The sequence below is a fragment of the Rothia sp. HMSC061C12 genome, assembly GCF_001815755.1.
Lineage (GTDB): Bacteria > Actinomycetota > Actinomycetes > Actinomycetales > Micrococcaceae > Rothia > Rothia mucilaginosa.
In genome coordinates, this window is record NZ_KV821872.1 from 79,622 (window position 1) to 103,378 (window position 23,757).

The following is a 23,757-nucleotide window of genomic DNA, read 5'->3' on the forward strand; positions in this document are numbered from 1 at the left end:
CCGCCCCGCCTTCTTCTATGGGCCGAGCTCTTTTAGTCTTCGGGCAAAGCCTGCACGTAGGTCTTCAAGCGGCTGATAAAACGAGCCTCCGAGAAACCGTCAACGTGCTCACGGATGTAGTCGGCGTCCCAGTCATCCGGGTTGAAAGCTTTGAGGGCTTCCACCAGCTGCTCCACGGTCGGCTGGTTGATGAACATGCCGGTCTTGCCTTCCTGAATGGTATCCAGGAAGCCGCCCGCACGGTAGGCAATCACGGCCTTGCCGCTAGCACCCGCTTCTAGCGGGGTAATGCCGAAGTCCTCATACGAGATAGCCAGCAGCGCCAGGCAATGACGGTACGCGTAACGAAGCTGCGCATCCGAAACACCCGAAGCAATACGAATAGTCGGGCCCGCAAGCGCTTCCAGACGTTCCTTCTCCGGACCGCGGCCAATCACCAGTAGCTTCTTACCCAACTCATTGCAGGCTTCAACAGCCTTATCAACATTCTTGTAGGGCAGCAGGCGAGAAACAATCAGGAAATAATCGTCCGATTCGGTGAACTCTTCCAGGCCCGGAATAGGCTCAACCGGTGCGGTGGTGTCTACCGAGTGCGGCGGGAAGAAAATCGGAACGTCCTTCTTGCCGTACACGTTCTCGATGCGCTTCTTAATCACGCTCGCGTTCGCCACATACACCGCCGAGCGGTGAGCCGCCCAGTGATCCCACAACATCAGTGCAGGACGCAGAGTCTTCAGCAGCAGCGGCACGGGGCCGGTGCTCTTCTCACCCAGGTACTGATCGCTCAGGTACAGCCAACGCGCCGGCGAATGGCAGTAAATGAACTTACGACCGGCAAAGTTGAAACCGTGTGCCCAACCGGTCGTCGACACCACAGCGCGTTCAGCCGGTACCTTCAAGAAAGAAGAAGCAAACGGCAAAATCGGCAACGCCATACGGTGGTTACGACGCAAATAACCAATCTTATTCAGCGGGCTGGTAATGATCTTCGCGTCTTTGAACTCAGGGAAGGTACCCTCCGGGTCGTACAGAGTCGTGTAAATCGGTGCATCCGGGAACGCACGGTGCATTGCCAGGACAACACGCTCCGCGCCGCCGCGCTGAGTCAGGTAGTCGTGAGCAATCGCAATCTCTTCAGTAGCCTCAGGCTTGACCAGCGGCACGTAACGGCGCGCCAGGCGGCCAAGCTTCTTGAGGCTCTTCGGGATATCCGCGAGCACCGCGTCGGGGTTCTTCGGCCCGGTAAACGGAGCGGAGGTCAAGAGCTGAGTGAGTGACATTTTCTTTTCCTCCTAGAAAACTTTCTGAGCTCGCTCAGGATAGTGAATACCGGCGTAAGATGCAGCCTCAACCTGCAAAGCCACAAGCTTCTCAGCCGCCTTAGCGGGCAGCTTGAGCAGAATCTTATCGCTCGCATCCCCCAGAGCCTTGATGGTCTTCTCCGTGGTGAAACGAGCAAGGGCCTTGACCAGCAAGCCCCATGCACCCGTCGGGTTCGGGGCGGGGTGCGCCGCATCGCCGTGCTTACGCACGAAGATGGTGCGGGCAGAACCCGAGTGCAGGGCACGCAGGGCACGCACTGCAGTGGTGGTAGCAGCCACGTAGTGCTTAGTCGCCAGCTCAGGGGCAATATGGATTTCGCCACCGTGCTGAGCAACCTCATAACCCATGTCTACGTCTTCCCAACCGTAGAGACGGTACGCGGGGTCATAGCCACCAATCTCGTCGAAGAGCTTCTTCGACATAGACACATTACCCGCCCAGTAAATCCAGCGCTTCTCAGGCGCAACTTGGTACGCAGCTTCACGGAACTTCTGGTCGCGGTAGTTACCGTACACACGAGAGTAGGGAGTGTCCGGGAACTGGTTCAAGTAGATACCGATTACGCCGTGCTCACCAGGAGCCTCATGGTACTTGAGGTGGTTCGCAACGTAGTTGGGATCGGGTTCCAGATCATCATCGCAGCGGATAAGGATGTCCGCATCAGCCGCACGGTGACCAGCGTTCAACGCAGCCACGCGGCCGCGGTTCTCCTCGAAAACAATCTTGGTCAAGTTCAGCTTGCCTTCTGCAATGTAGCGGTCAAGCACAGCTTCACTGTTGTCAATATCGCCGTCGAGGACCACGATAACCTGGAAGTCCTTCTCAGTCTGAGCGGCAAGCGCATCCAGCGGGTAGTGCAGAATATCTGCACCACCGCGAGAGGGAATGATAACCGCAGCCTTGTAGCGGTGAGTAGTCGTCATAATTTTCCTTCGGGGGTTTGAGCGAGAGGATATCCGTTGGGAATGGCCTATACGTTTAGAAGCACCTTAGCGGATAAAACGTTCCAGAATCTCACCAACACGGACCTTACCTGCTTCAGGCGAGTAATTCTCCTGCCAACGCCAGAACAGCTCGGAGGTTCGCTCCGCCAGCGCATCCGTATCTTCTCGAAGCTCAGTACCCAGGCTCTTAATAGCCTGGGCAAGAGCTACCGGCTGGTCAGCAGGCACAACGTACGGGTACGATGCACCGCCCAGTACCTCCGACAGAGCACCAGCATCACTGACGATCACAGGGACGCGTGCGCTCATCGCTTCAGCGACCACCAGACCAAAGGACTCGGGGGCAATCGAAGGTACAACGAGCATGTCGATGTCACCGAAAAGACGGTCCGGGGTAGTCCAGCCCAAACGAGTGCTGAAGGTGGCGACACGAGCTAGCGCCTCCTCAACCTCAGCTCGTTCTTCGTCAGATGCGAAGACAGGCTCGCCGCCAATCACCAGGTCGTATTCAATGCCGTTAGAGTTCAAGGAACTCATCGCCTGGCACAGGGTCGCAATGCCCTTAGAGGGAGTCAAACGCCCCAGGTAACCGACGCGAAGTCTGCGCTCCCCCACACGGTGATCAAGCTCGGTGGATACGCCGCTGACCCAGTTCGCAAACAGCTCGCTGCCGGGGCAGGCGCGAGCCACATAGCGGCTCGGGACCAGGGTGACGGACGCCTTATGGCGAGCAAAGGGTACGAGCTTCGCGTTCACGCCGGCAGGAAGCTGGTGCAGGTGCACGATGCGGTTCTTGCGACCGCCCGTTGCCGCTGCGGGAACCAGACCGTTACACCACAGCAGAACGTCCTTGTGGCGAGCGTGCCAGCTACGCAGAGCCACCATGTACTGTGCGCGGTTCTTAGCCGGCAAGACAATGCGGGGGAACCCCTCATCCGCAGCGGCTTCTACAAGCTGCTTCGGCTCGGAAGGGCCCACAATGGTGACCTTGTAGCCAAGGCTACGGGCCGCGCGGGCGATGTTCAGAAGCATGACCTCGCCTCCGCCCATGTCACCGTTATTGGTGGCGATGTAGAGTTCTTTCTCCATCCTTCTACTCCTTCACCAGCTTGCGTGCGGGCACATAATTCTTACCGGAGTATTTGATACTTCCGCGGATACGTCCCAGCGATGCAACCCAGTTGGCAACATCTCGACGAGCAACTTTACGTTGGGTCACAGCCTGACGCAGGATATTCAACAGCTGCTGAACGCTGCCAGTCACAGTAGACTTCAACGAATACGTTGCAGAATCATACTTCGGGAAACGACGGGCCATCAGCACACGTCCCACACCCAGCTCGTACTTCTTACGGATAGAGCTCTTCCCCTCCGAGAGAGTAAAACGAATCTCTGCTTCAGGGATAAAGCGCATCACACCGTCGGCTTCCTGATGACGCCACGAAATATCCACATCCTCGTAGCCGTAGCGGGGAAGGGACTCATCGTAGCCGCCAATTTCAAAAAAGCGTGCACGGGTAATAGCACAGTTACAGTTGCCCACGTGCGGCAGATAAGGAGTTGCAATCAGACCTTTGCCAAAGGCATCGGGGCGAGGGCTGCCATTAGCGTCAAAAGCGCGAATCCAGCCACCTGCCAGTTCCTTATCCTGCACCTCTGAAAACGCCTGAACCCACTGAGGAGATACTTCATCATCAGCATCGCAGAATGCTAAGACTCTACCCGATGCGGCACGTGCACCGGCGTTACGGGCCGCGGGAATACCTGGAGTTGCGGAGGCGTCCACGACCTTGACCGTGAACTTATCCTCTCGGGGTTCCTGAGCCCACGCTTCCATAACGGCGCGGGTGTCGTCCTCTGAACCGTTGTCTACCAAAATCACTTCGTACGGAAGCTCAGTTTCCTGGTTCTCCAGGGCCTTAAGCTGGCGAGGAAGAGTCAATGCAGCGTTCAGCGCACAAATAATGACGCTAACTTCAGGAGCTCGATCAGTCTTAGACATTTTCTTCCTTCCACATCGGCGCAGCGTGCTGCGACTTCTCTTCCGCCTCACGAATTTCAATTCGCTCGTCGAAGCCTTCGATATTCGCTTCATCATGGCCGGTGCCAAGACGCTGTTCGCGTTCAAGCAGCAACACGCGCAGAGCCAAACCACAGGCAACAGCCCACGGCCAGGTGTAGAACACCTCGCCCAGACGCGATGCACAAATCATGATGGCAACGCCAACGCCCTGTACAACATAGAATTTAGCCGGCAGAGTCTTCTGGCCGCTAAACACATTCACGATAAAGAGCAAGGTAATGGCAACGACCAGAATCATCCACGGCCAGCCGCCCTCCACAAGCGCAGACCAGTACGAATTGTGGAAGAACCAGGTCTTCGAACCAGTATGTGCCAGATATACATACGCTTCGCCCAAGCCCTGGCCGAAGAAGCCAGTTGCCTGAACCTTAATCTCAGATGCCTGGTCGATCAGTGAACGAAGCGCATCGGTACCGGTACGATCTGCGAAGGCACCAGACTGCGCGTAGTCACTAGTCAAGATATCAATTAACCAGTACAGGGCCACACCCAAGGCAATGCGGCCAAAAGTCTTCATACGGTGAGCAATAACGATCCAAATCAGACCCGCTGCATACGCCGCGATAGAGGTACGAGAACCCGTAGCCCATAGCAGCCCGGAGAAAACAACAATAGTGCCGATAACTTCAATTTTGTTACGGGCAAAGCTCAGAATTAACAGACCAAACAGACAGTACACCAGACCCGAGAAGTTTTTGTCACCCAGCCAGCCGGTCAGATAGCCAACATAACCAGTTGCCGGGGCAAAACCTGCAAAATACCCTACAGCGTTAAAAAGAATCGCCGATGAGTATCCCAGAACAATAGAGCGAATATGCAGACGTCCGGCTGCAATAGCCCAAATCAACACGGTTGCAGCCACAAGACGGAGCAAACGTCGAGTCCAATCCGATGCGTCCTCGGAATGTACACCGTAGAACGAGACAATTGCGAGGTAACCCATTGCAATAAACATAATTGCGCGCAGACCCGAAAAATGACTCACGTCAAAAGTTGGCTTACGGGTCAGACCGTACAGCGCCAGCAAAAGAATGATTACCTGGTTAAAGGGCAAACCAACACCCGGTACTGGGTCACCAAAAAGCAAGAGGAACGCCAGGATGAACTCAGGCATACGAATCTGGCTGGTCTGATGGCGGACGTAATTACTACCGCGAGACACAGTTTCAGAGAAACGCGAAACCTCTGGCTTCTCGGTGGGTTCGTTCAGATGCGCGTAAACCTGCGAAGTCTGGCTCATCATCGGCCTCCTCGAAGTACACGAGTGTAAATATCAACCGTCTGAGCAGCCATCTGCTCGTTCGAAATCCAGGTGAAAGGCTCAGTCTCACCCTTCTGCAGCTGCTGGCGCATGACCTGCAGAACATCCTGAGTCAGGGTTGCACTCTGGCGGTCCACCAGCTCGTCAGCACCCAGGATCTCCGGGTTACCACCCACAGCGGTAGCGACCGTCTTCAGGCCAGCAGCCTTAGCGTCCAGCAGAGTGTAGGAGCAGTTCTCCCACACCGACAGCTGAACAATCATGTCACTACGACCCATCGCCTCAATCGGGTTAACGAAGCCGCTGAAGGTCACCGAATCACCCAGGTTCAGACGCTGAGCCTGAGCCTGCAACTCGGACGCCAAATCGCCAGAGCCCGCAATCTCAAGATGAGCCTGCGGGTAATCAGCACGAAGCTGTGCAAAAGCATCCAGCAGCACGTCGATGCCCTTCTCAGGAGACAGGCGGGACAGCGAGAGAATACGCGGACCTCCCTCTGCGGGAACACGTTGCTGCTCAACAGCTGCATGCACCTCGGGGATATCCACGCCGTTGTACACCAGCTCCACGCCACGAGCGCCCCACTTGGCACGCATCTGATCAGCGGTAGAACGAGAAACAGCAATCGCCTGATCGGTACCCCACAGGCGCACACGGTGCACGGTCTCCATGAGCTTAGAACGCCAGGAGCTACCGTGGTACACCGAGTCATTACCGGCAATACCGTGCTCAGTGGTCAGAAGCTTCGGCACGCAGGTGCCGCGCTTGATGACGCTACGGATGCGTAGTGCGTTGACCACAGCGGTTGCGACAACGTCTGCATACGCCAGGTGGCTGTGGACAATATCCGGGCGGAGCTGCTCAACAGCCTTCTGCAAAGAAGCAAAAGAAGTCTTAAAACCGTAGTCAGGACCGAACTCAGCCTTGATGACGGTGACGCCCAGTTCCTCAAGACGGCTCGTGAGCTTACCCTCGGGTGCGAGAACCACCAGGTTAAAGCCGGGGAGCCCGGCACGTGCCATATCGACAACGTGCCGAGCTACTCCACCAAACTCGGGAACCGGAACGACCCACAGGGCAGTGGGAAATCCGTTTGAATTCATGAGTGAGTGTCTACTTTCTACAGCCACTTCTCGAGGCGGTCCAGTGCGGTGAAGAAGCCTTCACCGTTGTTGATGTGGCCCTGCCAGATTTCGGGAATGAAGGATGCCTTCGGTGCCAGCTCACGCAGCTGCTTGCCCAGGGATGCCCAGTCGACATCGCCTTCGCCGACCTGAACGCCCTCACCGTCAACGCCGGTGCCGTCCACCAGGTGCAGGTGGATGGACAGCGGTGCCAGCTGCTCAACAGCCTCCGACAGCGGAATGTTCAGGAAGTTGCAAGCAAGCATGGTGTGGGAGATGTCCAGACAGAGCGCGGTGTCGAACGCACGCGAGAACTCTGCAGTGTCCTTCGGATCCAGGAACAGGTTGTGGTACTGCTGACCACCCATCAGCCAGGGGTACGGGGGCAGAGTCTGAGCCGCCAGGCGAACGCCGGATGCGTCCAGACGCTTCAGCGCCTCACCGATACGCTCGTACTTCTCAGCACGTGCGGATGCGGGGATGTGCTTGTCCTTGGTGAAGCCACCCATGGTCACGACCATGACCGGGTCCTCGTCTACGGTGAAGTAGCGGGTCAGGTCACGGGTGATGTCAATGGTGCGCTGAACTTCAGCGATGGAGCGCTCCCACACCTCGGGGTCCTTGGACGCGAGGTCCACCAGGAAGTCGCCTGCGAACAGGTCGGGCAGGTGGGTGGTGAAACCCATGTCCAGCTTGGAGTCAAAGACGTCGTCGATGTTGATCTCGAGGTCCTTGTAGGAGAAGTGGAACTCCAGGAAGTCCGGCTTTGCCTCTTCAATCAGCGGCTTGTAGTCGTGGTAACGAACCGGCAGACCCCAGGGGCGGTCGAACTTGAAGTCGCGGCGGGTCACCAGATCGTCCTTCAGGTCGCCCTCGAAGAAGAACGAGCCTTCTTCAACGTCGCGCTGCATGGTGCGGCCCAGCAGCTGCGGCAGGTAGTTCGGCTGCAGACCGCGGCCGGGGGACTTCACAGCAACGTCAGCCTCGGTCACGACCTCGCCCTTAGCAATGTGGCGGGTAGCAACCAGGGACTTAGCCAGGTTCACGCGGTTCATCAGCTCACCGGTGGACACCTCACGAGGAGCAGCAGAACCAATAGCGGTCTCAACCTCACGGATCTGCTGAACCATTGCCTTGAACTCCTCAGGCAGCAGGGAGACGGTGTGGTCGTTACCCTCAAGGGTCTTGTCGGTGGTGAAGTGCTTCTCAATGATCTTCGCGCCGCGAGCAACAGCAGCAATCGGCACGTGGTAGCCACGCTCATGGCCGGAGTAACCGACCAGGCACTGACCAATCTCAGCCAGGCGGTCCATGTACGCCAGGTTGACGTCCTTGAAGGGTGCCGGGTACGCGGACTGGCACTGCAGCAGAGCGTAGGATGCGCCAGCGTTACGCAGCAGAGCCACGGACTCGCGGATTTCCTCTTCACGGCTCATACCGGTGGAAACCAGCATGGGCAGGCCGCGGGAAGCCACGTCGCGCAGCAGTTCGTGGTTGGTCAGGTCAGCAGAAGCAATCTTCATGCCCTGGATACCGTAGTCAACCAGCGCCTGAACGGAGGGTGCGTCCCAGGGGGTGCACATGATGTCCATGTCGTGCTGCTTGACGTGGTCGAAGACCTCGTACATCTGGTCAACGGTCAGGGAGAAGCGGGACAGCAGGTCCAGGGTGTACTGAACGCCCAGGTCCTCACCTGCGGTTGCTGCGCCGCGCTGGCGGTACAGGGCGTCCATGTCGCGCAGCTGGAACTTCACAGCATCCGCGCCGGACTCAACAGCCAGGTCCACCAGTTCCTTAGCGAAGTCAACGCTACCCTGGTGGTTGTTACCAATCTCAGCAATGATGAAGGAGGGGGAATCCTCGCTGATGGTGTGCTTACCGATGCGCAGGACGTCCTGCTCATCCATTGCCAGTGCCACGAGGTGACCGCGCTCGTCGGTCAGCGGCACGTGGTTGATACCCTTCGCGAAGTATGCGCGCAGGGTCTCGGGATCAGCATCAGCCGGTGCGGTCTGCGGGTTGGTGTTTGCAGCGTCCAGGGCGCTGGTCTCCAGGGATGCGGTCGGGTTAGCAATCAGCCAACGACGGAAGTCGCCGTCAGAGAGCGAACCGCGCAGGATACCGGACTCGTTCACCAGGAAGATGATGCGCTGGCCGTTAGCAGAAATCTTCTGCAGTGCGTTGAGAATCGGGTCTTCAGCGAAGACCACGTAGGGGGCAATATTGCGTTCAATAATCACGATTTTGACCTTTTCGTTTGAGCGTTTAGTTGAATGCCTGAGTGCTGGTCAAGCCGGAAGCGGCAGAAGAGGTACTGCCGCGGGTGAAGGTTACTTGCCTTCGGACAGGATCTGAGTGAGCTGGTGCTCTGCCACGGAGAAGTCAATCGGTGCGTCGATGTCGACGCCCTCGACCTCGTCCAGCATGAACAAGTCAATGGTACCGCCGGGGTAGCCCGCCAGGCGGTTGTGGTGGTCCATGTACACGTGGGTCTTGGTGATGTACATCGAACCGTTCTCACGGTAGCGGAAGGTTTCCTTGGTCAGCTCCTGGCGGCGCGGGCGAGCCATAATCTCGAACGCCGCGGTGGGCTCACCGTCAGCGTGCCAAGTCCAGATGAACGGACCAATCGGAATCACACCGACCATGGAGTCCTTACCGTTCTCCGCGAACTGGCGGACCGCACGAGCCAGAGTACCGGGCAGACGCACCGGGCTGGTTGCCTGCAGCAGCATGACAGCCTCGGGTTCCCAACCGTTTTCGGTGTAAAACTCGATAGCGTGCTCGATGACCGGCTCGGTTGCGGTGGTGTCTTCAGCCAGGTGTGCCGGGCGAATGAACGGCACCTCAGCACCATACTCGCGGGCGATATCAGCCAGCTCAGCATCGTCGGTGGAGACGACAACACGCAGCTCGTGCTCGCCGGCTACTTCTTCCTTAGCAGCCAGTGCCTGCTCGATGGTCCATGCGACGAGCGGCTTACCCGCGATGGGGCGCAGGTTCTTACGCGGAATGCCCTTTGAGCCACCGCGCACGGGGATGACGCAGAGAATACGCATTATGCCTCCAAAGTTTCAATCATTAGTTCAGCGATACGCTGTGCCGGTTCCTTCTTCGGCTGAACCGGTGCCGGGGTCGGTTCCTGACCCCACTGGTTCATGCCGTAGCGGTCCCAGAATTCCACGAGCCATGCCGGCGGTGCCGGGTGGTAAACCCACGCCGGGATACCGCGGATTGCAGCCTCCAGAACACCGGTAGAGAAGATGGACACCACCGGGTTCGGTACCTCGTTCAGCGGGGTGCCGGAGCGGTCAATGCGGATGCCTTCCTTCTCCCACAGCTTGTGGGTCAGCACCGACAGCTTGTCCTTCTCGCTCGGATGCGGGCGGTAGGTTCCACCAAACTTCTTCAAGAAGGAGTGCGAAGCGTACGCGAAGGATGCGCGCGGCAGTTCCGCACCGTGCATCTGTCCCAGGAAGATCGGTTCCAGGTCGTTCTGCTTCTGTACCTCAGCACCGGCAGCCTTCTGCGCCGCGAGGTAGAGCAGCTGCGAACCCACCGCGTGAGTGGTGACGTCGCGGCGACCCGATGCCCAGAATTCCGCATCAGCTTCGCTGAAAGCCAGCAGGGTGCATCCGACCGGTAGCGGCGGCGCCTGAGGCACCAGCAGGCCATGCTGAACCATCCAGTACTCAGCGCCAATCGCGCGAGCGTACTCGTAGGCGGCCGCACCGCGTCCAAGGAACTGTGCGGCAGAAAGCACAATGCGAATATCAGGCAGGAGGCGCATCAGCTCATCGCCGGAGATCTCCTGCTCAGACCAGTCCTTGCGTGAGTAGCGCTCGCTGGCGTACTGCCCGTCCAGGTACTCGCTAGCGTCCTCAGGAACCCACAGGGCAACATCGACAGCATCCAGGTGCTTGAGAGGCTCCAAGATTGCGTTGCGGTTCGTCGGAGAGAACGAATCCATAACGATCAGCACCTGAGGCTTAGTACCGCGAGTGTACAGAAGGCCGTGTACGGGCTCCTCCGCAACGGTCCGAGAACGCGCGGAGGCAAGAAGTGAATTCAGCTTGTACTTAGCCCACTTCAGCTTCTTCTGACGCCTCTGCCATGCCTGCCAAGCATCCAAATCTAGAGGGTATTTAAGCATCCTGCTTCTCCCCAGAACGGACTCGAATAACGGTAGCCGGGATACCCACAGCCACGGCATTAGCCGGAATATCGCGGGTGACCACAGCTCCAGCACCAATCACAGCACCGTCTCCGATGGTGACACCACCGAGTACAGACACATTCTGACCGAGGAAAACGCGATCACCAATCACGATGTCGCCACCGGGCTGCACATCATGCAGAGAGTCCAGAGGGTGCTCGCCAGAATTGACCATCACGTTATCGGCAAAGACACAATCCTTACCAATAGTCACATTCGACAGAGCGTGAATATGGCTACGGTGACCGACATAGGTCCCAGAACCGATACGCAGAATACCTCCGGCTTCAGAAGCGATCCAGGCATCCTCGTAAATTGCGATTTGGTCACCAAGGTAGATGTTCTCTACACCGACCATACGCAGGGGGCGGACAAGAACAGTCCCCGAACCGAAAGAGCCGAACGCCCGCGAGTACAGGGTCTTGCCCAGCAGGTCTGCCATGTGCCAACGCACGCTCGGCATCTTGGTCACAATCTTAGAAAGGTTTAGGCCCATAGCTGCTCCAAAATCTTTACACGCTGATCGAAGGTGTGCTCAGCCAGAGTACGCTTCTGACCGGCTTCACGAATCTGACGAGCCCACTTCGGCTCACGGAAAATACGGGTACAAATCTCGATGAGCTCATCAATGCTCTCGTAGACCAGGACCTCTTCGCCAGGAATGTAGTAGCGATCCACATCAGCGCGGTCAATCACCTGCAGGGCGCCCACGCCGGGAGCCTCAAAGGTGCGCATGGTGAAACCATCCTGGTTATTGTGGATGTTCAGCGTTGCCGGGGAGGATGCCATAATGCCGTACGCCTCAGAGCGGTCAATATCGCGGCCTGCGGGCACGCCGGAATCCTTGAACTGCTTAGTGCGCAGAATGTCATAGGGGTGACGCGACCAAGCACGACCGTAAGCACGCACCGGCAGACCGGCTGCGACGAGCGCCTGCAGGGTCTCCTCACGGTTGGGGTACTTAGCGCCCACAAAGTTGATGGAGTCCTCGCGCATGGGGACAACCGGGCAGTGAGTGTCGTAGGCGTTGGGCATGTCGAGCACCTCGAAGCCCTGCTCACGCAGGTGCTGCGCGTCCAGCGGGCTGTAGCTTGCCAGCGAGCCCAGGTGGTGCAGGTCCTCTTCGGTGTAGCTCATACGGCGCATTTCGTCGTAGAGCCAGGTGCCGTAGCGAACGCCGGAGGTCTCCAGCAGGTCCCACCATTCGCGGGAGAGCATATCGCCCTTAATGACCAGCACAATATCGGGGCGGAATTCGTTGAAAGCGTCAATCGCCTTACGAGTAGCCTGAGCAGCGAAGCTTTCGGGGCGGTACTTCTCGGGCAGCTCGTGAGCAAGCTTGTTGAGGATACGCTCGGGCAGAGTACCCGGCGCATCGTAGATGTGGGTGCGCACTTCGTATCCGTGCACTTCCAGGGATGCTTGAATTGCCTTCCAGTACCCGTGGAATGCGGGTGAGAGCAGTAGAAGTTTGGGCTGAGTCATATGAGGATTGAATCCTGTCGGCGTTTGCTATGAGAACCCGCAGGGTAGAACCGTGCGGTGCTATGTGTTGGAGTGAAGAGGAACGGAAAGTTTCACCTGCAACTTGAGGCAAAACATACCTACTGAAATTTTACAACGAAAGCAGGAGACGACACACTCGAATGCACTGTGTCGCCTCCTACGTTCTATATGCACCTTCTGACGAAGAGGGCTAAAAATCTTGCGGAACTGCCGCTGTAGATTCCGCACGTTTCGCGCCTAGTTCTCGCGGCGCTCTGCCTTGGCGATACGCTCCAGCTCGGTGGCGAGGAAGCCACGAGCGTCCACGTCTTTATTGCGCAGAGCACGCACGGAGTTCACCAGGAAGTTTGCGTAGCTGGTAGCGCGCAGAGCCGTAGCAAGCTTCTTCTCCCAGCCCCACTTATCGGCATAAATAAAACGAGCAGTGGTTAGCCACTGTACACGGCGCTCGGAGGGCGAAGATCCGCCTCCCTCGTGGGTGACAGTTACCGAAGGAATCAGGTAGCGGTCCACACCAGCATTCGAGAGGCGGTACTGGAAGTCCACCTCTTCGCTGTTCATGTAGAAACGCTCATCCATGCCGCCGATGCGGTTGAAGGTCGCGCGAGGAACGACCATGCACGCACCCATAACCCAGTCGACCTTCGCGTCCGAGGTGCCGGTGCATGCCTCAACATCGTGGCCGACACCGCGGTGCCACCAGTTAGTCGGCTTGAAACGAGCCAGCAGGGTGAACCATTCCCACGCCACATGCGCTGCGGTGGGGAACTTGCGTGCGACCCACTGCTGCTTGCCGTCGTGGCCAATAATCTGCGGGCTAGCCAGCACCTCGCCGTGGCGTTCCACGGCTGCGAGCATGCGCGAGACAAAGGTGTTATCCAGTTCCAGGTCGCTGTTGAGGATGAAAACCCATTCACCGGTCGCGGCAGCAACACCGGAGTTCACAGCTTTACCGAAACCACCATTCACAGGGCGGCGAACCACGGTCACACCCTCAACCTCGGGGAAGGGGGTGGGCGAAACGTCATCCGAGACGACGATTTCAATATCGGCGGGGTCAATACCCTGCTGAGCACGCAGAGTGTCAATAATGGCAAGAACCGGCTCCGGCTCGCCGTAGAAAGGAATAACCGCAGATACGCGGGGATGGAAGGTCATGTATTACAATCTTTCTTGAGTGAGAGGGATGATAGAAACCACCGTAAATGTGGGCGCTATCGTCTCTAGGATTATACAACTTCACTACTTTTTTAGCTGCACTTTTCAATTACCTATGCAGTCGATAAATGCTCACCCACTATCAACTCACTGTCTTACACATCCGAAAGGGGACTTTCTCATGGATTCTGATACCCAAGCCATCACTGAATCAGAAAGGGTCGCCGTATACACTGTTCAGCAACCCGCTTTCAAACGTGCTGTCAATACGGCTTACAACTCTATTCGCCATAAGTATCTGGCGAAATATATTAACCTGCTACGCCGCGGCGAAAAATTTATTCTCCTTTCCTACCCTATCTCCCGGGGAGGTAATTGGCTGTATCTATGGGCCCGCGCGGCTACTCTGCGCCATCACGGTACTGACAAAGCATCTTTGCTTTATGGTCCCGGAATGGAGGCATGGACCGAGGAGTTCCCGAAGCTTGCCTCCATTACGGCTTCTTCGTCAGAGTATACGTTCTTTACCCGCCGTAGCGGCTACTTCCCGACGGATATTGAGAATGATATCAGCGAAGAAGATTTGCACTTTTTTATTCGCGAATACCTTCTTTCTTCAGAATCCTTTAGCAAGCGCCTTGCAAGAATGCAGAACGTAGTGGATGAAAATTCTCTCGTTATTAACATTCGCCGTGGCGATTACTATTCTGTGCCTCAAATTAATGAGGTTTTCGGAATTGATACGGTGACCTATGTGGAGGAAGCGCTGAAGAAGCTTCAGGAGACCGTTACTCCTTCAAAGATTATTTTTGTATCGGACGATCTTCAGTGGTGTGAGGAAAATCTCTCACATCTAAATTCGGTTGCGCCATGCATTTTCGAAAAGCAGGGTTCCGGCATGTTCGATGACCTGGCGCTTGTGGCCAGCGCACCTTACCTAATTCTAACCAATACGACCTTCGGCTATTGGGGTGCTTACATCGGTGAGTTGTTGACTCAGAAGATTGTCCTTTCCCCTGATATTCATCAACTTCTTCCTAAAGATGCCCATATCTATCAGCGCCGCCCAAAGATGCACCGCACTCATTGGGTTGCAGTGCATCACCCCGAAGGTAAAAACTGGATTACGGGTGAGTAGCTGTGATTAACATTCTTAAATCCCTCAAGCACCAGCTTTTCCTGCTAAAGATAAATCATGATAATAAACGCGAAGCCATTGCACTTCGTGAGAGTGCTGAGTTTAAAGAACGTTACGCTTCGCTTAACAAAACATTTACCCACACGGTTCTCCCCTCCGGCCCCTTTATCTGGGGCATAACCATGGTGAAGAACGAAGCAGATATCGTCGAGCAGACAATCCGACATCTGCTCGATCAAGGTGTGGACCATATCTTAGCAGCTGATAATGGCTCTTCAGATGGGACCGATGAGATACTGCTCGAGCTCGGCAAGATTCTACCTGTGCACGTTATTAAGGACCTTTCCAGACGGTAAAAATACAATATAAAACCAACAGAAGGGGCTCTCGTTCATGACGAGAGCCCCTTCTACTTTAGATATGCAAGCTATGAGACTAATCCGGCAACTGGCCCAGCTTCACCAGGTTAGCGAACTCTGCGTTTGCTCGCTGCACCTCAGCGAAGGTTCCTTGATTAGCAATTCGGCCATTGGAAAGGTAAACCAGCTGATCAACATTGCGGACCGTTGACAGACGGTGGGCAACAATAATCACGGTGATATCCTTCGAGATTCGTTCAATGGTCTTTGTAATCTTGTACTCAGTCTCGTTATCCAGGGCACTAGTAGCTTCATCAAGAATCAACACACTCGGATTCCGGTAGAGGGCACGGGCTATGCCCATACGCTGCTTCTGGCCGCCTGAAAGACGGGTCGCATTGTACCCAAGTTTAGTGTCTAAACCATTTTCCAATGATTCTACTACCTCAGTCAGTGCAGCAACCTCAAGACAGTACTTAACACGCTCTACATCAATCTCATTGGGCTCAAGGCCAAAAGCAACTGCTTCAAGTACAGTGCAGTCTGCAATAAAAACATCCTGAGGCACATATCCAATACGCTGATGCCAAGAACGCAAATCCTTCTGGATCGGCTCACCATTCTTGAGCACTTGTCCATGGGTCGGAGCGATAAGACCCAAGATAAGGTCAATTAGAGTCGTCTTACCCGATCCTGAGCCGCCTACGAAAGCAATTGAAGAGCCCATTGGGATATCCAGCGTAATGTTATTAAGAACCGGCTTATCACCATCCGGGTACTGGAAGCTCAAATTATCAACCTGAATGTTAATCGGTTCAATAGTTTTATTGATGTACTCATGGCCTTCCGGAACGACAGGCTTAGAAGCCAGGTTAAACATTCGGGCTTCAGGTGAGAGCTGCTCGATCTCCTTCACGAGTTCATTGCTAGCATGCTCACCAGCGCGGATGCCACCAAGAGAGGCAACCATACGGGTGTAGTTAGGCAAAATACGAATGCAGGCACCAGCGAAGAGAAGCAAATAGCCAGTGCTATCAGCACCTTGCGTAGCGCTCATAAAGGCCATGAGAGCAGCAATACCAATAATGAAGATGATTTCCAAGGTGTACTTAGGAAATTCCGCAAGGAAAGCACTACGCATAGAAGCGCCTACCGAATCCAGACGCTTTTCCTGGTAACGATACATGTAACGATCGGTCGCATCGTACAGACGAATCTCACGGAAGCTGTCTACCGACTCAACCATGGCAGACCATGCACCCCTAGTCGCATTCAGGGCGATAACACCCTGTTCGCGGTTCTTACGCTTAAGAACGCTCTGCAGAACGAAGGACGTCAGCCCGAAATAAACCATTGCCAGCAACGCTGGAACAGGCATAATAACCAGCAACATGACCATAAGCATTAGAATTGACAGCAATTCACCGATAAGTCCTAAGACACCACCAACATAGGCGCCATATGCTTGGGCAGTAACGTCATTCACCGCGTTATAAATTGGGGCTATGCCACGCTTGCGATGATCCAGATAAGGCTCACGAGTGTACCGATTCAAGAGGGCTACCGACACCGCGCTCTGCTGGGTTGCAAGAAAGCTAAGACTCCAGCGACGGACAACCAGCGAAAAAACGCCTTTAAGTACAAACGCAGCAACAAGAGTCAAACCGAAGATAATAATCAAGGTCGGAGTATCTGGGTTGCCAAAGAAATTAGAAACTTCCAAGATGAAACCCTCACGGGGAGCTCCCATAGCAAGGTTCACCAGGGGAAGCACCAGCGCAACACCAAGCATCTCCAACAGCGATACAAGGAAAAGGCCAATGATATTGACGATGAGGAGCCTAAATTTCTTACCTGGGAAGAAAAGTCGGATCTTAGAGTACATAGTCTTCACAATAAAACCTGCACCTTCTGCAGATAACAATCCGCAATAGAATAAATGAATTGAGTGAGAGAAGAAGCATTACAATTATCTGTAGTAAATTCAGAGTTTTAATCCAAATTTTACTATTAGACACAAAGTTAAGCCTTCAACAATAAACAAGTTTGAAATAGATATTCCAAAATTCAACATTCTGCACCATAAACATCGTTTCTGGTGCCGCGAGCCTGTTTAACTTCTACTACCCGCCATAGAGGGATACGATCTCCGTGCCTCCCTTACTATCGTCGCATAGAGAAGAGAAATGTAACAAGCTGTAAAGAAACCCGTTAAATCTCAGCATCTTTTACCAAAAGACGAATCTAGTGTTTGCGGATAGAACCGAGGTTTCGCTGCGAGAAGGTTCATGATGCCTTTCTCGACCCGTCACAAATTGCAGACGGGCCCATGTAATTGAGGAGTGATGAGTAGAGTCTAGGCATAATTTTAGCACGCAGGCTTTCCTCAGCTTTAGAGGGTTTTCTGTACTTTAGGTCATCTTTCGTGGAAAAAACTGGGAGAGATGTCAACTTTACGTACACCTGTAGGGTATTCGCCACACGCAGGAGAAGGAACCGTTGAAGGTGCAAGTAACTCGGTATGATAGATACTATTCATTCAGCAAACCCAGCACTTCCGGCTTCCCTGTTCACTGTTGGGTACGTCTATTAGAAAAGGCTTTTTGATGGGCATCTTCAACATTAAGTCCCTCAAGGACAAGTACGCGTGGGCCTCCTCCGAGGACAAAACCAACTCCGCAGAAACTGCCGAGGAGCAACCGGCAACCGCCGCCTCTCCCTCCGCAAATATTGCTGATGGAGTCCGCTCCCTCATTAAGAGCAACCCCGAACTGGCGGGTAAGAACCGCCACGGGGTAGCCGGTCGTACCACCACCATCCCTGACGGATCTCTCCTCGAAGCAGTAGACGACTACGAGGTATACACCGCTACGCAGACCCCTCAGCAGGAAGTCACTCCCGAGGAAGAGCTCAGCGCCGACGGCACTGCAACCGTCTCCGCGCAGCCCCTCACCCACACCGATATCGAGGCAGCCCCAGGTGACATCCTCGACGTAGACAGTAAACCGACCGGCCCCAGCATTATCCGTGTGGGTCAGCACAACGCGCCCACCGTTGATGCCGAAGAGCTCGCCAACCCCGAAGAAGCCAACAGCCAGAACGCGCAGGCTTCCCGCCCGGCTACTACGCCCCGCAGCGAACGCACCCCGCTCTTCAAGTTCTCCCCCAAGACTCTCAACCGTACCGACAGCGCCCGCAAGGACGGCCCCTTCGAAGCACTCTTCGTGTGCACCGGCAACATTGCCCGCAGCGCATCCGGTGAGGTGATCTCCAAGCACCTTGCCGCAGAATACGGTCTAGAAGACAAGTGGATTTTCGCCAGCGCGGGCACCGGTGCACTCGTCGGCCACGGCGTCTACGAGCATGTAGCCAACGAACTTATTGAGCGCGGCTACAACCCCGAAGGTTTCGCCTCCCGCCAGCTCAACGGCCAGATTATCGAGAACGCCACCATCATCCTGGTCGCTGAGAAGGTACACGCCGACTGGATTGTGCGCGAGTGGCCCCAGCACCACGCCAAGATCAAGCTACTCAAGCAGGTTGCACGAATCCGCGAGGACGCACGCCGCGCCGAGCCGCTCTCTTACCTCTACTCGCACGGTGCTCGCCCGCTCGATAGCGACAAGCTGGAAGACCCCTACCGCCGCGGCCCCGCAGCAGCTAAGGTCGCAGTGGACGAGGTGGAGCAGTCCCTGCGCATCATTCTGCCCTGGCTCGCACAGGCACACCGCTAAGCGCACACCGCTAAGCACACGACACTAAATACAGCACTAACCCGGCTGGAACAGATATCTGCTCCAGCCGGGTTAGCTTTAGCCTCTATAACTTAGCCTCAATAGCAGAAAGTCCCCCGCCGACAGTAGTCAGCGGGGGACTTTCGTTAGGCTTTAGAAGCTTAGTGATCGAAAATCTCGGTCACAGAGCCCTCGTCGAAGACCTCGCGGATAGCGCGAGCAATCAACGGAGCGATGGAGAGAATAGTCAGGTTATCGAACTGCTTCTCTTCCGGCACGGGCAGGGTGTTGGTCACGACGACCTCCACAGCACCGCACTGGGACAGACGCTCAGCAGCCGGGTCAGAAAGAACCGGGTGGGTTGCCGCGATGATAACTTCCTTCGCGCCCTTGTCCATGAGGACCTTCACAGCGCCAGCAATGGTGCCGCCGGTATCAATCATGTCGTCAATCAGCACACAGGTACGACCCTCAATGTCACCCACAACAGTCTTAGAAACAGCCTGGTTGGGGACGTTGATGTCGCGGGTCTTGTGCACGAATGCCAGGGGCGCGCCGTCCAGCAGGTCAGCCCAGTGCTCAGCCACACGGACACGACCGGTATCCGGGGACACAACGGTCACGTTGGACAGGTCGTCCACGCGGTCGCGGATGTGCTTAGCCAGAACCGGAATCGCGAACAGGTGATCCAACGGACCGTCGAAGAAGCCCTGAATCTGCGAAGTGTGCAGATCCACGCACATCAGGCGGTCAGCACCAGCGGTCTTGTACAGGTCCGAAATCAGACGTGCCGAGATAGGCTCGCGACCCTTGTGCTTCTTGTCCTGACGAGCGTAGGGGTAGAAAGGAGACACCACGGTAATGGAACGAGCGGATGCACGCTTAAGCGCATCGATCATAATGATCTGCTCCATGAGCCACTCGTTGATGGGTGCCGGGTGCGACTGAATCACGAAAGCGTCCGCACCGCGCACCGACTCCTCAAAGCGAACGTAGGTCTCGCCATTGGCGAAGGTGTATGCGGAGGTGGGCAGCAGGTCGTGGTCAAGAGCCTGTGCGATCTCCTCGGCAAGCTTGGGGTGTGCTCGACCGGAGACCACTACAAGCTTGCGCTCACCGGGGTTGGTAATCTCGCTACTCATGGTGTTGTTCTTTCCTCGAATTAGGATTCTGCCGGTTCCTGCGCGCCAGCAGCCTTAGCGGCCTCGGCGGGTTCGGGACCGGCACGGTTCTTCAGAACCCAGCCATCGATGGTGCGCTGGGAAGTCTCAGAGTAGGCGAGGGCGCCAGCAGGAACATCCTTACGGATCAGCGCGCCCGCGCCGGAGTAGGCACCGTCACCGACGGTAACAGGTGCAACGTAAATGCCCGCAGAACCCATACGGGCGTGCGCGCCGATAACGGAGCGGTTCTTCACCAGACCGTTGTAGTTCGCGAAAATAGATCCAGCACCAATGTTCGCGCCCTCACCGATGGTGGCGTCACCGACGTAGGACAGGTGCGGAATCTTTGCGCCATCGCCAATCTGCGAGTTCTTAGCCTCACAGAAGGTGCCAAGCTTAGCGTCCTTGCCCAGGGTAGTACCGGGGCGCAGGTATGCGAAGGGGCCAACAGTTGCACCTTCGCCAATGACAGCGCCATGACCGTGCGCGCGGATTACGGTAGCGTCAGCCTCGACGGTCACGTCAGTCAGGGTGGAGTCCGGGCCAATGGTAGCGCCGGTAGCAACGGTGGTAGAACCGTGCAGCTGCACACCGGGCAGCAGAGTTACGTCGTTCTCAATGGTGACGGTGACGTCAACCCAAGTGTTCTCAGGATCAACAATGGTCACGCCGTTACGCATGTGAGCCTCAAGGATGCGGTTGTTGAGCATACGACCCAGCTGAGCCAGCTGCACGCGGTCGTTAGCACCCTCAACCTCCCAGCGGTCCTCAATAGCCAGAGCGGAGGTACGGTAGCCCATAGAACGAGCAATGGACAGAACGTCGGTAATGTACTTCTCACCCTGTGCGTTGTTGGTGGTCACCTCGAGCAGTGCCTCACGCAGAACAGCGGCGTCAAAAGCGTAAATACCGGAGTTAATCTCGGTAATTTCGAGCTCTTCGGGGGACGCGTCCTTCGCCTCAACAATAGCGGTCACTTCGCCAGCCTGGTTACGGACAATACGACCGTAGGCGCCGGGCTCATCAATGTGGGTGGTCAGGACGGTTACGGAGTTCTTGTCATCCTCGTGGAAGGCAATCAGTTCGCGCAGGGTTTCGGGGCGCAGCAGAGGAACGTCACCGTAGGTCACCAGAACGGTGCCGGAGACGGGTGCCTGCGCATCCAAGGCATTCAGACCGACCTCAACCGCACGACCAGTACCCGGAATCTCATCCTGATCAACGATGGTTACCTCAGGGTCAAACGCAAGCACATGCTCAGCGACCTTATCGCGCTGGTGGCGTACCACAACAGCGAGGCGCTCAGGGTTCAAATCGCGTGCAGCAGCGATAGCGTGCTCAACCATGGATCGACCACCAATGCCGTGCATGACCTTGGGGGTAGCGGACTTCATGCGCGTACCAGCGCCTGCAGCGAGAACGATCACTGCAGAGGGTGCCAGTTCAGTGTTCACTGGGAAGACTCCTTAGACGAGGTTGTAAGAGTGAGGAGTGAGCGCTGACCGCTAACTCTCTATCAACGGTGCCGTTGAGTGCTTACGCTCCGCCACTAGGACTCGAACCTAGACAAACGGCTCCAAAGGCCGCTGTGCTGCCATTACACCATGGCGGATTATCCTTACATTCACGACAAGCCCCCGCTAGCGGGTCCTCATCGTCATTGACCGCCATTTTGGGCACAGAACAGCGCAATGCAGGAAATGCTTTCCTCAGTTTATCAAATATCTGTGCTCAACTTAGCCGCGCGCCCCGCAATCCCCACAGCTTTTCTCAGCACCGCCAAGTAGCCCCTCATCAAAGCTTGGAGCGCTACTTGAACTGAACACTCACCCTGTACCCTAGAAGGCGTGGCACATCTACTTGGCGGCGAATCGCTGCACCTCGAATTCCCTACCCGAACCATCTTTGAAGGCATCACGATCGGCCTGAACGAAGGCGACCGCATCGGCATTGTCGGTCGCAACGGCGACGGCAAGTCCACCCTCATGAAGATCCTTGCCGGCCGGCTCGACCCGGACTCCGGCCGCGTTACCGTGCGCGGCGGCACCCGCATCGGTTACCTTGACCAGTCCGATGTCCTCGACGACGACCACACGGTTGGCTACGCGATTGTGGGCGACACCCCCGAATACGAGTGGGCCTCGCAGTCCCGTATCCGCGATGTCATCTCGGGCCTGGTCTCCGATCTGCCCTGGGATGCACCCGTCTCTTCGCTCTCTGGCGGTCAGCGTCGACGCGTAGCGCTCGCCTCCCTGCTCGCGCAGGAATGGGACGTGCTCATGCTCGACGAGCCCACCAACCACCTGGATGTTGAAGCCATCACCTGGCTCGCTAACCACCTGAAGTCCCGCTGGTCCAAGAATGCTGGCGGACTCATGGTCGTCACCCACGACCGCTGGTTCCTCGACGAAATCTGTACCGACACCTGGGAAGTGCACGACCGCATCGTCGAGCCCTTCGAGGGCGGCTACGCGGCGTACATCCTGCAGCGTGTGGAGCGTGACCGTCAGGCAGCCGCAGCGGAGGCGAAGCGTCAGAACCTGATGCGCAAGGAGCTCGCTTGGCTGCGCCGCGGTGCGCCCGCGCGTACCTCTAAGCCGAAGTTCCGCATTGATGCCGCCAACGCCCTCATTGCGGACGTCCCGCCGGTGCGTGACACCGTGGAGCTGAAGAAGATGGCGGTCTCCCGCCTCGGCAAGGACGTGGTCGACCTCGAAAACGTTTCCGTCGTCTACGACGATCCCTCGATGCCCGGCGGCAAGCGCCCGGTGCTGAAGAAGGTCACCTGGCGTATTGCCCCCGGCGAGCGCACCGGAATCCTAGGCGTGAACGGCGCGGGTAAGTCCACTCTGCTCTCCCTGGTGACCGGTGATTTGAAGCCGACCGAAGGCCGTGTCAAGCACGGTAAGACTGTGAAGATTGCGACCCTGACCCAGCAGCTCGATGAACTCAACGAGGTTGCTAACGACCGCGTCTCGGATGTGATTGGCCGCAAGAAGCGTAGCTACATTGCCGATGGTAAGGAACTGTCCCCCTCGCAGATGCTGGAGCGTCTGGGCTTTACGAGCGCGCAGCTGTCTACTCCGGTCAAGGACCTGTCGGGTGGTCAGAAGCGTCGCCTGCAGCTCATGCTGATTCTGCTGGATGAACCGAACGTGCTGATTCTCGACGAGCCGTCCAACGACCTGGACACCGATATGCTCGCCGCGATGGAGGACCTGCTGGACACCTGGCCGGGCACCCTGCTGGTGGTCAGCCACGACCGTTACCTCATGGAACGTGTGACCGATCAGCAGTACGCCGTGATTGACGGTTCGTTCCGTCACCTGCCCGGCGGTGTGGACGAGTATTTGGCGCTCTCGGCAGCCGGTGCTGGCGGTTCTGCCGCCGGTAGCGCGCAAGCGCGTGCCGCCTCCTCGGCGCAGGCTTCTGCTGAGCCGGATACCCCGAAGGTCTCCGGTGCCGAGCTGCGTGCGGCGCAGAAGGAATCCGGCGCGATTGAGCGCCGCCTCGCCAAGCTCGCAGCAGAGCAGGAGAAGCTCTCCGAGCAGATGAGCACGCACGACGCCTCGGACTACGCCGGTTTGGCGGCGCTCGGCGAGCAGCAGCAGGCACTTCAGGATGAGATTGACGAGCTAGAAATGCGCTGGCTCGAACTCTCCGAATTGCTGGGCTAAGGTCTACTGAGATAAGGAATGCCGGTTCTAGATTGAATCTAGAACCGGCATTCTTCATATATTCAGCGCTC

Annotated in this window: 19 protein-coding genes and 1 tRNA gene; 4 read left to right on the forward strand and 16 right to left on the reverse strand. The window is 56.5% G+C overall.

What is annotated here, in order from left to right:
• Window positions 1-32: 32 nt before the first annotated feature.
• From HMPREF3055_RS06530 to HMPREF3055_RS06585, 12 genes are all read right to left on the reverse strand, one after another.
• Complete coding sequence (locus HMPREF3055_RS06530) at window positions 33-1,280, reverse strand: glycosyltransferase (protein ID WP_049346733.1); 1,248 nt, start codon at window positions 1,278-1,280, stop codon at window positions 33-35.
• A 12-nt stretch (window positions 1,281-1,292) separates the two neighbouring features.
• A complete protein-coding gene (locus HMPREF3055_RS06535; RefSeq protein WP_049327945.1) occupies window positions 1,293-2,246 on the reverse strand; it encodes a glycosyltransferase family 2 protein in 954 nt (317 codons plus the stop codon).
• 66 nt (window positions 2,247-2,312) lie between these two features.
• The gene (locus HMPREF3055_RS06540; protein WP_070688336.1) at window positions 2,313-3,356 is read right to left on the reverse strand and encodes a glycosyltransferase family 4 protein; all 1,044 of its coding nucleotides are present in this window, start codon (window positions 3,354-3,356) and stop codon (window positions 2,313-2,315) included.
• A gap of 4 nt (window positions 3,357-3,360) precedes the next feature.
• Window positions 3,361-4,269: a glycosyltransferase family 2 protein gene (locus HMPREF3055_RS06545; protein ID WP_070688337.1), complete on the reverse strand. Its 909-nt coding sequence runs from the start codon at window positions 4,267-4,269 to the stop codon at window positions 3,361-3,363.
• Window positions 4,262-5,590: a hypothetical protein gene (locus HMPREF3055_RS06550; RefSeq protein WP_246826910.1), complete on the reverse strand. Its 1,329-nt coding sequence runs from the start codon at window positions 5,588-5,590 to the stop codon at window positions 4,262-4,264. Before HMPREF3055_RS06550 ends, HMPREF3055_RS06545 begins: the two co-directional genes overlap by 8 nt.
• Window positions 5,590-6,714 carry a glycosyltransferase family 4 protein gene (locus HMPREF3055_RS06555; protein WP_070688339.1) on the reverse strand — a complete coding sequence of 375 codons (1,125 nt, stop codon included), beginning with the start codon at window positions 6,712-6,714 and terminating at the stop codon, window positions 5,590-5,592. The genes HMPREF3055_RS06550 and HMPREF3055_RS06555 overlap by 1 nt, the downstream gene beginning before the upstream one ends.
• 17 nt (window positions 6,715-6,731) lie before the next feature.
• Window positions 6,732-8,975 carry an N-acetylneuraminate synthase family protein gene (locus HMPREF3055_RS06560; protein ID WP_005506934.1) on the reverse strand — a complete coding sequence of 748 codons (2,244 nt, stop codon included), beginning with the start codon at window positions 8,973-8,975 and terminating at the stop codon, window positions 6,732-6,734.
• A gap of 90 nt (window positions 8,976-9,065) precedes the next feature.
• Entirely contained in the window at window positions 9,066-9,794 is a 729-nt protein-coding gene (locus HMPREF3055_RS06565) for an acylneuraminate cytidylyltransferase family protein (RefSeq protein WP_049346748.1), read from the reverse strand.
• Window positions 9,794-10,888 carry an RNA-binding protein gene (locus HMPREF3055_RS06570; protein WP_070688340.1) on the reverse strand — a complete coding sequence of 365 codons (1,095 nt, stop codon included), beginning with the start codon at window positions 10,886-10,888 and terminating at the stop codon, window positions 9,794-9,796. The genes HMPREF3055_RS06565 and HMPREF3055_RS06570 overlap by 1 nt, the downstream gene beginning before the upstream one ends.
• Entirely contained in the window at window positions 10,881-11,447 is a 567-nt protein-coding gene (locus HMPREF3055_RS09305) for an acyltransferase (protein ID WP_012904026.1), read from the reverse strand. Before HMPREF3055_RS09305 ends, HMPREF3055_RS06570 begins: the two co-directional genes overlap by 8 nt.
• Entirely contained in the window at window positions 11,438-12,436 is a 999-nt protein-coding gene (locus HMPREF3055_RS06580) for a CgeB family protein (protein ID WP_005506928.1), read from the reverse strand. The genes HMPREF3055_RS09305 and HMPREF3055_RS06580 overlap by 10 nt, the downstream gene beginning before the upstream one ends.
• A 258-nt stretch (window positions 12,437-12,694) precedes the next feature.
• The gene (locus HMPREF3055_RS06585) at window positions 12,695-13,615 is read right to left on the reverse strand and encodes a glycosyltransferase family 2 protein (RefSeq protein ID WP_070691426.1); all 921 of its coding nucleotides are present in this window, start codon (window positions 13,613-13,615) and stop codon (window positions 12,695-12,697) included.
• Window positions 13,616-13,796: 181 nt separating this feature from the next.
• On the opposite strand from HMPREF3055_RS06585, the gene HMPREF3055_RS06590 reads away from it, so the two are divergent.
• Both HMPREF3055_RS06590 and HMPREF3055_RS09430 read left to right on the forward strand, forming a co-directional pair.
• Complete coding sequence (locus HMPREF3055_RS06590) at window positions 13,797-14,753, forward strand: alpha-1,2-fucosyltransferase (protein ID WP_070691429.1); 957 nt, start codon at window positions 13,797-13,799, stop codon at window positions 14,751-14,753.
• 2 nt (window positions 14,754-14,755) lie between these two features.
• Window positions 14,756-15,109, forward strand: a complete 354-nt coding sequence (locus HMPREF3055_RS09430; RefSeq protein ID WP_070738634.1) for a glycosyltransferase family 2 protein — start codon at window positions 14,756-14,758, stop codon at window positions 15,107-15,109.
• A gap of 79 nt (window positions 15,110-15,188) precedes the next feature.
• On the opposite strand, the gene HMPREF3055_RS06600 is transcribed toward HMPREF3055_RS09430, so the two are convergent.
• Window positions 15,189-16,997 (reverse strand): ABC transporter ATP-binding protein, encoded by a 1,809-nt coding sequence (locus HMPREF3055_RS06600; protein WP_246826915.1) that lies wholly within the window; start codon window positions 16,995-16,997, stop codon window positions 15,189-15,191.
• A gap of 721 nt (window positions 16,998-17,718) precedes the next feature.
• Between HMPREF3055_RS06600 and HMPREF3055_RS06605 the strand changes: the two genes are divergently transcribed.
• Window positions 17,719-18,846, forward strand: coding sequence for an arsenate reductase/protein-tyrosine-phosphatase family protein (locus tag HMPREF3055_RS06605; protein WP_070738639.1), 1,128 nt, complete (start codon window positions 17,719-17,721; stop codon window positions 18,844-18,846).
• Window positions 18,847-19,007: 161 nt separating this feature from the next.
• Here HMPREF3055_RS06605 and HMPREF3055_RS06610 read toward each other — a convergent pair whose 3' ends face one another.
• From HMPREF3055_RS06610 to HMPREF3055_RS06620, 3 genes are all read right to left on the reverse strand, one after another.
• Window positions 19,008-19,988, reverse strand: coding sequence for a ribose-phosphate diphosphokinase (locus HMPREF3055_RS06610; RefSeq protein ID WP_049346763.1), 981 nt, complete (start codon window positions 19,986-19,988; stop codon window positions 19,008-19,010).
• A 20-nt stretch (window positions 19,989-20,008) separates the two neighbouring features.
• The gene (gene glmU / locus HMPREF3055_RS06615; RefSeq protein ID WP_070738641.1) at window positions 20,009-21,463 is read right to left on the reverse strand and encodes a bifunctional UDP-N-acetylglucosamine diphosphorylase/glucosamine-1-phosphate N-acetyltransferase GlmU; all 1,455 of its coding nucleotides are present in this window, start codon (window positions 21,461-21,463) and stop codon (window positions 20,009-20,011) included.
• Window positions 21,464-21,550: 87 nt separating this feature from the next.
• A tRNA-Gln gene (locus tag HMPREF3055_RS06620) sits at window positions 21,551-21,621 on the reverse strand.
• 235 nt (window positions 21,622-21,856) lie between these two features.
• Between HMPREF3055_RS06620 and HMPREF3055_RS06625 the strand changes: the two genes are divergently transcribed.
• A complete protein-coding gene (locus HMPREF3055_RS06625; protein WP_070738643.1) occupies window positions 21,857-23,686 on the forward strand; it encodes an ABC-F family ATP-binding cassette domain-containing protein in 1,830 nt (609 codons plus the stop codon).
• Window positions 23,687-23,757 lie beyond the last annotated feature (71 nt).